General features: G+C 61.3%; 11 protein-coding genes. 1 reads left to right on the top strand and 10 read right to left on the bottom strand.

The annotated features are described in order from the left end of the window. Positions 1-18 precede the first annotated feature (18 nt). The 10 genes from FHL16_RS02495 to FHL16_RS02450 form a co-directional block, all read right to left on the bottom strand. Positions 19-855 carry an outer membrane lipoprotein-sorting protein gene (locus FHL16_RS02495; protein ID WP_077747336.1) on the bottom strand — a complete coding sequence of 279 codons (837 nt, stop codon included), beginning with the start codon at positions 853-855 and terminating at the stop codon, positions 19-21. 69 nt (positions 856-924) lie between these two features. Further along, positions 925-2223: a DUF1302 family protein gene (locus FHL16_RS02490; RefSeq protein ID WP_010463724.1), complete on the bottom strand. Its 1299-nt coding sequence runs from the start codon at positions 2221-2223 to the stop codon at positions 925-927. Between the two features lie 2 nt (positions 2224-2225). Continuing rightward, positions 2226-2990 carry an SDR family NAD(P)-dependent oxidoreductase gene (locus tag FHL16_RS02485; RefSeq protein ID WP_010463725.1) on the bottom strand — a complete coding sequence of 255 codons (765 nt, stop codon included), beginning with the start codon at positions 2988-2990 and terminating at the stop codon, positions 2226-2228. Continuing rightward, on the bottom strand, positions 2987-3724 hold the full coding sequence (locus tag FHL16_RS02480; RefSeq protein ID WP_010463726.1) for a 3-oxoacyl-ACP reductase family protein: 738 nt from the start codon (positions 3722-3724) through the stop codon (positions 2987-2989). The genes FHL16_RS02485 and FHL16_RS02480 overlap by 4 nt, the downstream gene beginning before the upstream one ends. Before the next feature lie 9 nt (positions 3725-3733). Then, positions 3734-6604 (bottom strand): aminotransferase class III-fold pyridoxal phosphate-dependent enzyme, encoded by a 2871-nt coding sequence (locus FHL16_RS02475; protein ID WP_077747335.1) that lies wholly within the window; start codon positions 6602-6604, stop codon positions 3734-3736. 45 nt (positions 6605-6649) lie between these two features. Beyond that, on the bottom strand, positions 6650-7867 hold the full coding sequence (locus FHL16_RS02470; RefSeq protein ID WP_077747334.1) for a beta-ketoacyl synthase N-terminal-like domain-containing protein: 1218 nt from the start codon (positions 7865-7867) through the stop codon (positions 6650-6652). Further along, positions 7864-9159: a beta-ketoacyl-[acyl-carrier-protein] synthase family protein gene (locus FHL16_RS02465; RefSeq protein WP_077747333.1), complete on the bottom strand. Its 1296-nt coding sequence runs from the start codon at positions 9157-9159 to the stop codon at positions 7864-7866. Before FHL16_RS02465 ends, FHL16_RS02470 begins: the two co-directional genes overlap by 4 nt. After that, positions 9156-10214: a beta-ketoacyl synthase gene (locus FHL16_RS02460; RefSeq protein ID WP_077747332.1), complete on the bottom strand. Its 1059-nt coding sequence runs from the start codon at positions 10212-10214 to the stop codon at positions 9156-9158. Before FHL16_RS02460 ends, FHL16_RS02465 begins: the two co-directional genes overlap by 4 nt. Before the next feature lies 1 nt (position 10215). Continuing rightward, a complete protein-coding gene (locus FHL16_RS02455; RefSeq protein ID WP_077747331.1) occupies positions 10216-11490 on the bottom strand; it encodes a beta-ketoacyl-[acyl-carrier-protein] synthase family protein in 1275 nt (424 codons plus the stop codon). An 8-nt stretch (positions 11491-11498) separates the two neighbouring features. Further along, entirely contained in the window at positions 11499-12068 is a 570-nt protein-coding gene (locus FHL16_RS02450; protein WP_010463734.1) for an acyl carrier protein, read from the bottom strand. 520 nt (positions 12069-12588) lie between these two features. Between FHL16_RS02450 and FHL16_RS02445 the strand changes: the two genes are divergently transcribed. After that, positions 12589-12933: a cupin domain-containing protein gene (locus tag FHL16_RS02445; protein ID WP_007946320.1), complete on the top strand. Its 345-nt coding sequence runs from the start codon at positions 12589-12591 to the stop codon at positions 12931-12933. Positions 12934-12985 lie beyond the last annotated feature (52 nt).

The raw sequence follows: 12985 nt of genomic DNA, 5'->3' as shown, positions 1-12985 counted from the left end.
GGTCGTCGGGATCGGTGCTTAGCGGGCAGACACGGCAAAGTCCGGCACGTCGCCGGTTTTCAGCCCGCGCTTGATGGCGGTCTGGGTGAACAAACGGTCTTCCAGTTGCACGTTGTATTGCAGGTGGTTGAAGCGCATCTCTGAACGCGTGCCGTCGATGAAGTGCTCGGTTTCGCTCAACACGATGCTGTCGATCGAGTCGATGGTGTCGACCTTTTGCGTGCGCATCTGCTTGACCAGCACGCCTTTGACGTCGAAGAAGTCCTGACGCATGACCAGGAAATTCTGCTTGTCGATCCACACTTTCAGCTTGTTGTAGCCAGTCTTGGCCAGCACCTCGGGCGACGCCGGTTCACGCTCGATCACGTAGCAGTCGCGGCCCTTGACCTGTTCTTCGCCGACCAGCGTCTGGGTGTAATCCTTGACCCTGATCTTGTCCAGGTCGGCGTAGGAGTACTCGCTGCCCATGAACGAGCCGCGCTTGTCGGTGGTGGAGATCCGCCGCGTCTGGCGGCTGACCGGCAAGTACATCCACTGGCTGTCTTCCTGACCCAGGGTTTCGTGGGGGTTTTCGATATGAAAAGCCACGTCGCGCACGTCAGTGGGGGCGGAGAAATACATGCTGAATTTGTCGCTGTCCGGGTAATCCTTTTGCAGGTAAGTGAACTCGCGAACCCGGGTATTGCCCTTTTTGTCGTGGAGGATCAGCGACACTTGGGACATGAAGCTTTTGCCGTCGTTTCGATCCCGCACCTGGCGGATGATTTCATCGGCATTCTTGCCGTCGGCGGCGGTGGCGCAAGCGCCGCTCAGGATCAATGCGGCGGCGGTCAGAGTTTTGAATAGCGGCAACATGGGAACTTCCCTTTTCGTCAGATGAATATGGTCGAGCCCATGCGCCAGGGGCACGCAGGCGTCATAGGGTTAAAACAGGTAACCGGCGGACAGCCGCACTTGGTCGCGGTTGTCGTACTCGCCGAAGGGCTTGTCGGGCTTGCCGAAGAACACATCCACTTCCAGCCCGAGCTTGATCCAGTCCACCGGTTTGTAAGTGAAGATGCCTTGCAACAGCGCATCGTCGTTAAACGGTGGCGAGGCGGCGACCACCAGCCGGCTCTTGAGTCGGTCCTGCCAGTGGGTGCCCTCGGCGGATAAGGTGAACAGGTGCTCGCGCTTGTCTTGCAGCATGCCGTCCTGCCAGTCGAGCAATTGCTGTTGCTGCCACTGCACGGAAATCAGCCAGTCACGCAGCAAGTAGTCGACGCCCAGCAACGACTTGACCATCGAGGTGCTGTCGGCGCCGTAAGCGCGGGTCGGATTGGTCACCCGCCAGTTGTCGAACCAGGCAATTTCGCTGCGCACCACGATGCTGTGACCGGCGTCGATCGCCAGCCCCGCGCCGCCCATGGTGTAACGGGGAAACTGGCGTTCCAGTCGCGTGCGGCCGTCATCGGCCAGGCCTTCGACGGCGTACACCGGGTCCTGCTGGCGCGCGTTCAGTGCGACGAAACTGGTGTCCACCGAACCGATGCGGCCGTTGGCGCTCAGGCCATACGAAAAGCCCTTGTCACCGTCGTAGCCGGGCTTGGAATCGAGCAGGAAATACTGAGGATCCGGCGCGGCAAACAGCGGCGCGTCGAACTCGCTGCCTGCCACCGGCGGCTGGTTTTTCACAAAGTCGGTGACCCACAGCGCCTCCAGTTCCCACTCGCCCACCGGTTGCGCAAACCGCACCATGGGCACCGCGATCCGGCTGTCTTCCAGTAGCGGAGTCAGGCCATCGCGATAGTCCACCGGGTTGATCTGGTCGAGCACCCGCAACTCATCGGCACGGCCCCAGACCACTTGCTGCCAGCCGACAGTCACCTCGCCGTCGCCCACCGACTGGCCCCAGTACAAATGCCGCCAGTCGGCGTCGAAGCGGTATTTGTCCCGCGCCCGTTCGCTGTACGGATTGTTGCCGTCGTAGCGGGCGTCGTAACGCACCCGGCCCTTGGCCTTGTAGTAACCACCGTCCCAGTTGTCTTCCAGGTTGGCCTTGAAATACATGGCCTTCTGGGTGATCTGGTCGTCACCGTGCAGGCGCAACGCGGTGGCGACGCCGACCTCGGCGTCGGCGTAATCCGGCTTGAGGTCGTCGACCGTCAATTCAGCCAGCGCCGGCGGCGCGACCATGCAGGCCAATACCGCCCACGCGGCACGGTTAATGTGTGATCCCGGCATGGTTACATTCCCAACCCGACACCGCCGTCGATCACCAGGCTCTGCGCAGTCACCCCGCCCGCTTCGGGGCTGGCCAGGTAACGCACCATCGCCGCGACTTCTTCGCTTTGAATGAAGCGGCGCATCGGCAGTTTTTTCTTGGCGTTGCGCAGGATCTGTTCCTGGGTCAGCCCGGCAATGGCCGCTTGCGCCGCCAGTTCACCTTGCAGCATGGGCGTGTCGATCCATGCGGGCAGAATCGCGTTGACGGTGATCAACCGTGGTGCCAGGTCCAGCGCCAGGGCTTTGGTCATGCCGACGATGCCGTGTTTGGAAGCGCAGTACGCGGTGTTGCGGACCTTGCCGGCGCGGCCGAGGATCGACGACATGTTGATGATCCGCCCGCGGTCCGGCATCAACGGCAGGCACAACGAAGTGACGTAGAACGTACCGTTGAGGTTGACCGAAATCACCTTGTGCCAGTTGTGCAAATCTTCCGGTTCGTTCTCGTTGCAGATACCGGCGCTGTTGACCAGCACATCGACGTAGTCCACCTGTTTGGCGAGCATTTTGAAGAAGGCTTCCATGCCCTCCAGGTCGGCAATGTTCGCCGAATGGGTTTCGACACGGGCCTTGATCTGCCCGTGTTGCTCGTCGACCCAGCGTTGCAGTTCCGGTAAATCCAGATCCAGCAGAATTAAGCGGTGCCCGGCGTCGGCGGCAAAATTCTCTGCCACCGCCCGGCCGATGCCTTTGGCGGCACCGGTAATCAGAATGGTCCGGCTCATGGCATCTTCAACCCGCCGTTGACCGGCAGGACCTCACCCGTCAGGTACAAACCGCGATCGGCGATGTACAGCACCGCCTCGGCTATCTCATGGGGTTCGGCGTAACGCTTGATCAGCAACCGTGACTGGATTTCCTGTTCCTGACTGCCGATCAGCGCCGTGCTCATTTCGGTGTTGACGATGCCCGGCGCCACCGCATTCACCCGAATGTTGCGCGGCGCCAGTTCCACTGCCAGGGCACGGGTCAGCGCTTCGACACCGCCCTTGGCCGCGGCATAGTTGCTTTGCCCCTTGCCGGGTTTCTGCGCTGCCACCGAGCTGATGTTGACGATGCAACCGCTGCGCTGGCGCATCATGCCCGGCACCACTTGCTGACAGCAGAGCAAGGTGCCGATCAGGTTGGTCTGGATCACCTCGACGATGTCGCGGCTCGGCATCGTCGCCAGCAACCCGTCACGGGTGATGCCAGCGTTGTTGACCAGCAGATCGACGCGCTGGAAATGCTCGTCGACCCGTTCGAAAAAGCCTTTGATGCTGTCGCCGCTGCTGACATCGCATTGCAGCGCCAGGCACTCGAGGCCCAGTGCCTGAACCTCGTCGCGCAAGGACATGGCGGCCACTTCGTCGCGTACATAACTGAATGCAATCTGATAGCCCGCGCCGGCCAGGGCCAGGACAATCGCCCGGCCGATACCACGACTGCCACCGGTCACCACTGCTACTTTATTCGGCATGACCGTTCCTTAGAGTGAGTTGTCAGTCTTGAACTGCGCGAGGCTGAAGCCGTGGGTCGCGGCCAGGGCACGAATCTGCTGCACTTGCTCGCGGCTGATATCGCCGTAGGAGTAGTGCTGTTTCATCCCGGACAACCCCATCAACACTGACTCCGCCATGCAGGCATACAACTGGCCTTCCTTGAGGTAGGCGCGCACGTTACGAATCAGGCCATCGCCCAATGGGGTCTGGACAATCCCGCCGTGCATGTACAACACGTCAGCCCGTTGACTGGAGAGGTTCTGATCGACGTTCAGCGGCACCGCGATGTCGCAGATCACGCTGTTTTCGGCGAAGTGATCGGCACCGAGAAACGGTTGAGGGGCATTCGCCGCACAGAGCACGATGCGCGCCTGTTTCAGCACCTCAAGGTCATTGCTGACCGTGATGAACGCATTCGCACCCAGGTGCTCTTCGACCAGACGCTGCACTCGCAAACCAAGGTCGGCGCCAGCACCGTGGGCCTGCAACAACGCGTCGATGCCGTCGAGTTTCTGCAAGCGGCTGGCGAGGCGGTCGTGCTCGGCGACACCTTTGAGAATCGCGCGGGCGGCCTCGGCGTAAATCAGCTGGGCGGTCTTCTCCAGGCGCCGCAGTGAGCCGTCGCGACCGCTGCCGATGAGGATCAGGTGTTCGACACTGGTGGACAGCAACGAAGCGTAAGTCGAAGCAATGTTGCCCGCCGCGCCGACCACCGCCGCCGTCTGTTGGCTCAGTTCCAGGCCTTGCTGCTTGCAGCCTTGCTCGATCGCTTCCAGGCCCATGCCGATGGTCAGCGCATTGCCGGAAGTCAGCGCCATGTCGGGGATTTTCAGCGCCTGACAGTTGTTGGTGACGATCGAGGTGTACATGCCCAGACCGGCCACACTGTAGCCATCCGCCCGGGCATCACGGATGCGATTACCGACTTCGTCGCGGATGGTGTCCAGGTCGCCACTGGCGATGTACGCAGCCATGGCATCGGAGTCCATGCACAACGGGTACAGGGTGAATTCCACGGCGGTACCGAGTTTCGAACGAATCAGCACCGGGCCGATTGGCGCAGCACGCCGCTCCGGGGCCATACGCTTGATGAACTCGCGCTTCTGTTCGGCGCTGAGGGTCGACAGCGACGGGTCAACATCACTGAGCATGTCGGAATCGATCAGGTGATTGATGAACGCCACGCGCGCCACCACGCGAACGTTCTCTTCAGGCTTTGGGAGGTGTTCAGGCTGCTTGAAGCTCACCTCGCGGGCCGGTACTTCGGGGATGCTGTCGGCGCAAACACCCGCCGCCAGCGGGAAGGCATCGCGTCGACGCAGCATGTCGCAGACCTTTTGCAACGAGCCGATCAAGCCGTCGATTTCCTCGAAGGTGATGCACACCGGCGGCTCCAGGCGAATCACGTTGGCGTTGCTGCCCGACGGCGCGACCCGCAGCGATTCGAATTGCAGCAGGTAGCCGGCAATGATGTAACCCAGCGCATCGTTGTACTGCGCCGACGCCTGCACCAGCGAACTGGTGCCGGTCAGGTCGTGCAGTTCGAACCCCAGCAGCAACCCTCGACCACGCACGTCGGCAATCACGTCCGGGTACGCGGCTTTGAGTTCGAGCAATGACGACTTGAGGTATTCGCCTTTCCTGTTCACCTCCTTGAGCATCGCGCTGTCGTTGGCAAACAAGCGGCGCAATGCCGACAGGGCGATATGGCACGAGGCATCGTCTTCGGCGAAGGTCGAGCTGTGGATGTAGCTGAAATCGTTTTCGTAGTGGCTGGCACGGATGACCGTCGCGGCAATTTTCATCAGGCCACCGCCCAACGCTTTGGACAGGCAGTAGTAATCGCCCTGCAAGTTGAAATGGCTGGCGCCGAGCAAAGTGCCGGTGCGGCCGAAACCCGATTGCACTTCGTCGATGATCAGCGGGCATTGCTGCTCGTTGCACAGGCGACGCAGGCCCAGGTAGAACTCGTTGGCGAACTCGTTGATGCCGCCCTCGCCCTGGATCGGTTCGAGCAACACCGCCGTGATCGCGCTGAAAGCGTCACGACGTACCTGCAAGGTCTCGCCGCTCCACTCAAGGCTAAGCCAATGCCGCGTGTGGCGGGCCGGCAAATCCAAGATCTGCTGGGGTTGCTGCGGATCGATGAACTCGACGTTAAGGCCAAAACGGGCGAACGGCTGACGGTACTGTTTGCCGTACGTCAGCTGGACGGTGTTCACCAGTTTGCCGTGAAAGCTGCCGCGAAGGGCGACGAATACCGGCTCGACATGCAACTGCGCGAGGTTGTGTTGACGCACCGCTTCCACCACTTGGCGCACGGTCACGTAAGACAGATTTTCCGGCAGCAATCCGGCAGGCAGGTCGAGGTCATCAACGTCCAGTTCGACATAGGCCTTGTCGCTGGCGGTCAGGTTGGCCAGGGCGAAATCCCGTTCGTCGAACTGCTTCTGCAAGGTTTTCTGACGGCGGTATTCGGCATGCTTGACGGCGATTTCCACCGATTCGGCGCCACTGTTGGAGAAGGTCGAAATGTAGCGCTCGTTGTTGTTCAACTCCCGATTGAGCGCCTCGCTGAGTTCGCGCCCCAGCATACCGGCGGCGCCACGCACGGACATCTGCGCATTGAACGGCACATCGGCGCGCAACAGGCCGCAGAGTTGGTCGACGAACTGCGGGTCATTGTGGCCAAACAACGCCGCACCGTAACCGCCCAGAAAGTCGGTGACGGTCACCTCTGCGCCTTGTTTGTCGAGGTAAAACAGCTTGCTGCCCAGCGCCCGGTGGAACTGGCATTCCAGGCCCAGGGCCTGCATCAATTCAACGAATTTAGGTCGTACGTAATCGCGGTAATCCATAAAAGTCATATCCCTTGATCAGAAAATAGAAGCGATTCATTACGTTCAAAACGGCTGACCGGCCGCCTGATAGTCGAGCTGGTAGCAGGCGCTGAAACCGTTGTCGTCACGGTTGATGATCAGGCAGTCGCGCAGCACCGCGTCCCGGCCCTCACCGAGCACAAACGGCAGCTGCGGTTCCACCGGTTGCTGCAACCCGATGATCGGCGGCACACGCTGGGCCTGCAGTGCATGACGGGACAGAATCAGGTCGACCAGGCTCGGCGCGCCGCTGAGAATGCCGGTCACCGGCACGCTACTGGTGATATGCGAGGCACCGGCGCGGGCCAGCGTCCGTGCCAGGTCGGTGTCCTTGTGCGGATCGCCACTGGCGCTGCTGACCAGCAGATCGACCTGCTTGTCCGGCAGGTTCAACGACCCCAGTCGTGGATGGGCGGTGAGTCCCGACAGGCAGGTCTGCGGCCCATCCGGTAGATCGTCGGCCCGGCGCAAAATCAATGCCGCCGCGCCTTCACCGGCAATCCCACCCGTGCCTTGGCGATCGAATGCACGCAAGGTTTGCGAACCCTCGGTGCTGATCACGCCAGCCTCGGCCAGTGCGGCCAGCGCCAACGGATCGAGTTCACTGCCGGCGCCGACCACAATCGCCGCATCGATACGACCGCTTTGCAACGCCGCGCATGCCTCGCGCAACGCCGCCAGATTGCCGGCCACGCCTTGCATGTAGGCGTTGCATTCGCACTCCAGTTTCAGCGCCAGACTGACAACCCCGAGCAAGCCGTTGCTCAGGCTCTTGAGCACCAGGAACGGGTCGAGCGCGCGCTCCCGCAACACCCGTTGAGCGAGGCGCCGCATGTCGGCACCGGACTCATCGCGGCACTCGTGGAGCAACTCGCCATAGGCCGCCAACGACGGATGGGTATAACCGCCCTGGCAGCAATAGAGGCCGTAGCGCAGCCCGTCATTGCCTGGTTCAAGCCCGGCTTCGACCAACGCCTGGCGCACCGCGCTGACGCCCCAGATCACGGCCGGCGGGCAGTAACGCTGGAGATTCTGGGCCACGTCCTGGCGACTGGTTTGATGGTCTTCATCACTGACATGCCCGAACGCCGTCACGCGCTCACTGTGGAACAGTTTCGACTGCAGCAAAGCGATACCGCTGCGGGCTTCACTGGCCGCTGACCAAAAGCGTTGCACGCCCCAGCCGCTGGGTAATACGCAACCGCTGCCGGCGATGGCAACGCGCACAGTAGCGCCCGTCATTGTCCGTGCTCCCGATATTTGCCCAAGGCCAGCGAAGTGTTGAGGCCGCCAAAACCGAAGGAGTTGCTCAAGGCAAAATCCACCCGGCGGCTGACCGCTTGTCCGGCGCAATAGTCCAGGTCGCATTGCTCATCGACCTCATGCAGGTTCACTGTCGGAGTGACCAGATCGTTCAGGCACGCCAGCGCGGTGATCATGCATTCGGGTGCGCCGGCGGCGGCAATCAAATGCCCGAACTGCGACTTGTTGGCGCTGATGGCCAGGGACCGGTAGTGCTTGTGCTCGGCGAACACACTTTTGATCGCCAGGGTTTCGGCGACGTCATTGAGCGGCGTCGAGGTGCCGTGGGCGTTGATCAGATCGATCTGTTGCGCACGCAGGCCGGCGTCGTCCAGCGCGGCTTGCATCGCCAGCGCCGCGCCCCGACCTTCGGGTTGCGGTGCGGTGACTTTGTAGGCGTCCAGGCTGCTGCCGAAACCGAGCACTTCGGCATACGGCGTCGCTCCTCGTGCCAACGCATGCTCAAGGCTTTCCAGTACCAAGAAACCACCGCCCTCGCCGGCAATCAGGCCACTGCGATCACGGTCGAATGGCCGGCACAAATCGACACCCCAGCGCTGTTCGCTCGATGCCGCGCCGAGCAGGTACAGCGCGGCCATGGTGTCGAGGTTCAGCACCGAATCGGCGCCGCCGGCAATCGCCACGTTCACTTCACCGCGACGAATCATCTGAAAAGCATTGCCGATGGCCTGGGAGGCTCCGGCGCATGCGCTGCTGATATTGATCACCGGACCTTCGCAACCCAAACCGTCGGCAATCACCCGAGCCAGTCGATCATTGCTCTGACGCAGCGAGCCCTCGGTACTGACCTGCCCGGCGCGGGGCATCAGGTGTTGCCAGCCCGGGGTGCAGCCATCCGGTGCCTGGGTCAACAGCATGTCGGCCAGCATGTGTTGGGGCGCGCCCGAAGCGCAGAGCACGGCGGCTTCACGTAGCTGTTCAGGAGCAAGTCCGCTGTCTTTCACTGCTTGGGTGGCGGCCACCCAGCCAAAACGGCTGCGTTTTTCCAATGCAACGGTCCAGGCCGGGTGGTCCTGCAGGGCCTCAGGCAACAGGCTCATATCCACGGCCGCGGCGTAGCGCACCGGGAACGTGCCGTCTTCCACCCCGTCGGGCTGCCATGGACGCACGCAATGTTCGGCGCCAAGCATTTTTTCCCAGAGGGTCTGCCATTCGAAACCGAACCCGGTCACGGCGCCCATGCCGGTAATCACAATCCGTGTCGCACTCATGTGTGCTTCTCCATGGTTTCACTGGCCAGCAGCAAGGCGCCCCAATGACCGGCGCGGCTATGGCTGACCAACAGCGTATAGCCCGGTGTCGCCGAAGCGTTGTGGGTAAGGTGCAAGGCCAGCGCGATTTCGGTCAGCAAAGCGCTGGCGCCAAGATCGCCGGTCATGGCATGAGTGCTGCGAACGTCCTGCGGTCGATCGGCGAACAGGCTCATCAGTTGCGCATCCTCGGGGTTGGCGACGATTTGCTGGACGTCACCGAGGCACAGTTTTTCCAGGCTCAGTGCCTGGTCGATCACCCGCCGGGCAACCGCTGCGCCCCGTTGCGGATCAGCGCTGTAACCCCGGGCGAACCCGGCAATGCGCAAGGCCTTCGGGTTGGTGCGCGAAGGCGTCGAGCCGAGCAGCAGTGCCGCGGCGCCTTCGCCATAAGTCGGCTCGTCTGCCTGATAGGGTTCACGCAGATACAGGGCGGGCGTCAGGTTCGGACTGCTGCTGACCACCAGCGCCGCTTCGGCACGTTGCTCGACAATTTGCTGGCAGGCTTCGATCAAGGCATCGAGCCCGGCGTTTTCCTGGGAACAGAACCCCCCCATCGGCCCGTGGCATTGCAACGCTTCGGCCACGTAGGCGATCACGCTGCTGTTGAGCAGCGTCAGGGCATGCAGCGGCGGTGTATTGGCCAACAGTTGCGCCAGTGGCTTTTGCGGTTGCTCGCCGATCGCTTGCACTGCGTCCCAGCAAGGGCTTGGCGCGTCGACTTCTGGAATGGCCGCCGTCAGGGCAATCCGTGCCGGCGGCAGTTGCAGGGCCGCGAGCGCGGGCGCCAGACGCGCCGTGCAATGCAAAAGCCGCAGGCCTTGAGGTTCGACGCTGCGCTGGATTTTGCGGTCGAACAGATCGCTGGCCAGACGCGGTGTCGGCAGCGGGTATGCCCGTCGCGTCGCGTCAAATGCCAGCGGTTGCGGCGAAGGTGGCGTTCCGAGCAGGTCGGCACATTCGCTGCCGGCGGCGTTCAGCACGGCGGCAGAATGGATGAAAACGGCAATGCTCATGTCATGCCCTCCCCAGAACCAGCGAGCTGTTGACGCCGCCGAACCCGAACGAATTGGACATCACCACATTGATCGACTGGCGCACCGGCTCGCTGAGAAACTTCAGTGAGGGGTATTCGGCGCGGTCGTGATCGTAGTTCAAGGTCGGCAACAGCACGCCGTCCCGCAGGCTGATCAATGACAGCACCGCTTCAATCGCGCCGCTGCCCGCCAGGGAATGACCGATGGCCGATTTGTTGGCAGTGAACGTCACATGTTCCTGGCACTCGCCGAACACGCGCTGCAAGGCCAACGCCTCGCAGCTGTCGTTGGCCTGGGTAGACGTGCCATGGGTGTTGACGTGTTGCACGGCGCTGCTGAGCAGCCCGGCGTCTTCGATTGCAGCTTCCATGCATTCCTCGTATTTGCTGCCGTCCCGGCTGCTGGAGGTCATTTTTTGTGCCTCGCACATATTCGCGTAACCCAGCACGCGCCCCAACGGCGCGGCTTTGCGACGTTGCGCATGCTCGGCGGATTCGAGAATGATCATGGCCGCGCCCTCGCTGATCACGAAGCCACGGCGGTCCGGCATGAACGGTCGACTCTGCTCGCTTGCCGGCAGGTCGGCCTGACACAGCGCGCCCAGGCTGTTGAACATGTAGTACGGCAACTCGTTGGCCATCAGTTCGACGGCACCGCAAATGGCCAGGTCGATTTCACCGCGCTCGATCGCGCGGTAGGCGCTGCCGATCGCCATGGTGCCGGCGGCGCAGGCATCGGAGTGGGTCGAAATGTGATCGCGGATACCGAGCATCTCGGCCAGGTGCTGGGTCTGCTGATCGACCCGGCGCCCGAAGACCGCGCTCGACGCCGCCGGGTTATCCAGCAGTTGATCCAGATCGACACGCCCGGACTCATCCATGCAGCGACTGGCCCGGTGCAGATCGTGACTGTCCGCGCAGTACTTGTTGGCCCCCAGGAACAATCCGCTGCGGGTGTGAGCAAAGGCTGTCGGGGTCAGACCGGCATGCTGAATGGCTTGTCGAGCGACGAACTCGGCCAGCACACTTTGCCGTGGATGCAGCGCAGCATTGCCGCCGAAACCCGCGGCGATCTGCTGCCACTGGCCGTCATCGATAAACCCGGCAGCGCTGTTGTTGAAGCCCAGCGCCTTGAACCGTGGATGTTCGCGAACACAGGACTGCTTCTGGCAGATCCGCTCGAACAACGTGGCGGCGTCCAGTGCCATGGGCGCCACCAGACCGAATCCGGTCACATAGACTTCTCGTGCCCGCATGAGAACTCCTACACCGTCTCTTTGACGTGAGTGGCCACAAATTGCTCCACCAGTTGGCGTGAAACCTCGTCGCCGTCGGCCGGCACCAGCCGCGCACTGCACGCGTCACAGACCACTTGCTGACGTTCGTTCAGCACGGCTTTTTGAGCGCCGCAATCGGGGCAGTTCTGCGGCAGATAGTTGAAGAGGTTGCGGCACTGTTGCGCCCAGTTGCGCACGGTGGTGGCGGCAAATACCTGCGCCGGTTGCATGCCGGACTGGAGTTGATCCGGGGAGTAGGCGCTGAGGCTCTGTTCAAGCAAGGCCTTGCCGTTTTCAGTGATGCGACCGCTGGCCAGGAACTCGCCGGCGTCGCCGCAGACAGCGACGGCGTGATCGAGCACGCTGGTTTTGGGCAAGGTGCAGCCATACTGACGACCCAGTTGAAAGCTCAGGTCGACGATGTCCAGCGAATCGGCGCTGAGATCCTCGACGATACTGCTGTTCTCATCGATATCATCGACGCTCATCACCAACAGTTGCGCGAGGATCTCGCGGGTGCTGACAATGACGTTTTCCAACTCCAATGGATTGTTCATCTCTATCTCCCTATATCGTGATTGCTTCATGAATTCCGTATGTGAGAAGTAACTTTTCCCACAGCAACTTCTGACGCGGCGGAAATCTAAACTCTGCCCTTAAGGGGAGAGTCAACGAACTATTCAAAGTTTTTTAACAACTTGAGACAGACGTCCTAACAGGCCTGCGCACCGCACTCGATTGGTGCGAAGCCCCATGCCTGCCGACTTATTTACTTAACAAAGGCTGCGTATGGTGGGGTGCACACTGTATCGTCGGCTAAATAGAGAGGGGCTCGAAAGTATTAACTTCTGGCTGACAGCACAGACGTACCAATAATAAAAACCGGATAAGAAAACAGTTATAACTTCATAACTTTCAACCTGGCCCTTAGATAATGCGCCTTGAAGATTTAGAAGCCGATCAGGCAAATCGGCACAGCGCTTCTGGGTAACTGAGTGTCGAGCACAGACAACTGACCGAGTGCGGGGCGCTATAGGGTGCGGCTTCAGTTCTCTAATCCACTGCCCCGGAGTCCACATGACCGCACCTATTACCGTTCTTCGCGATACTCATCCGCTGCCGGTGCTCGACGCCTGCAAATGGGAAAAACTCGAAGGCGACCCGCACACCGTCAACCTCAACGCCTACACCAGCGAAGACGGCAGCAAGATCATGGGCACCTGGATCTGCACGCCGGGCAAGTGGTATGTGGAATACGTGAAGTGGGAATACTGCGATTTCCGCGAGGGGTATTGCATCATCACCCCGGAAGGCAAAGAGCCGATCCATCTGCGTGCCGGTGATATTTTCGTCATTGAGCCGGGGATGAAAGGCACGTGGGAAGTGGTTGAAACCGTGCGCAAGTATTTCGTGTTTGCCTGATGCAAAAAACCGGGAGACCACCCGACGTGGTCTCCCGGTAAATACGCATTCC

Source organism: Pseudomonas sp. FSL W5-0299, from assembly GCF_005930655.1.
Taxonomy (GTDB): domain Bacteria; phylum Pseudomonadota; class Gammaproteobacteria; order Pseudomonadales; family Pseudomonadaceae; genus Aquipseudomonas; species Aquipseudomonas mandelii.
The sequence above is the reverse complement of the archived record's forward strand: the minus strand, read 5'-3'. Positions and strand labels throughout refer to the sequence as shown.

Excerpts from the sequence above, each read along its gene's own strand:
- FHL16_RS02495 (WP_077747336.1), bottom strand. The coding sequence starts at position 855 with ATGTTGCCGCTATTCAAAACTCTGACCGCCGCCGCATTGATCCTGAGC.
- FHL16_RS02490 (WP_010463724.1), bottom strand. The coding sequence starts at position 2,223 with ATGCCGGGATCACACATTAACCGTGCCGCGTGGGCGGTATTGGCCTGC.
- FHL16_RS02485 (WP_010463725.1), bottom strand. The coding sequence starts at position 2,990 with ATGAGCCGGACCATTCTGATTACCGGTGCCGCCAAAGGCATCGGCCGG.
- FHL16_RS02480 (WP_010463726.1), bottom strand. The coding sequence starts at position 3,724 with ATGCCGAATAAAGTAGCAGTGGTGACCGGTGGCAGTCGTGGTATCGGC.
- FHL16_RS02475 (WP_077747335.1), bottom strand. The coding sequence starts at position 6,604 with ATGGATTACCGCGATTACGTACGACCTAAATTCGTTGAATTGATGCAG.
- FHL16_RS02470 (WP_077747334.1), bottom strand. The coding sequence starts at position 7,867 with ATGACGGGCGCTACTGTGCGCGTTGCCATCGCCGGCAGCGGTTGCGTA.
- FHL16_RS02465 (WP_077747333.1), bottom strand. The coding sequence starts at position 9,159 with ATGAGTGCGACACGGATTGTGATTACCGGCATGGGCGCCGTGACCGGG.
- FHL16_RS02460 (WP_077747332.1), bottom strand. The coding sequence starts at position 10,214 with ATGAGCATTGCCGTTTTCATCCATTCTGCCGCCGTGCTGAACGCCGCC.
- FHL16_RS02455 (WP_077747331.1), bottom strand. The coding sequence starts at position 11,490 with ATGCGGGCACGAGAAGTCTATGTGACCGGATTCGGTCTGGTGGCGCCC.
- FHL16_RS02450 (WP_010463734.1), bottom strand. The coding sequence starts at position 12,068 with ATGAACAATCCATTGGAGTTGGAAAACGTCATTGTCAGCACCCGCGAG.
- FHL16_RS02445 (WP_007946320.1), top strand. The coding sequence starts at position 12,589 with ATGACCGCACCTATTACCGTTCTTCGCGATACTCATCCGCTGCCGGTG.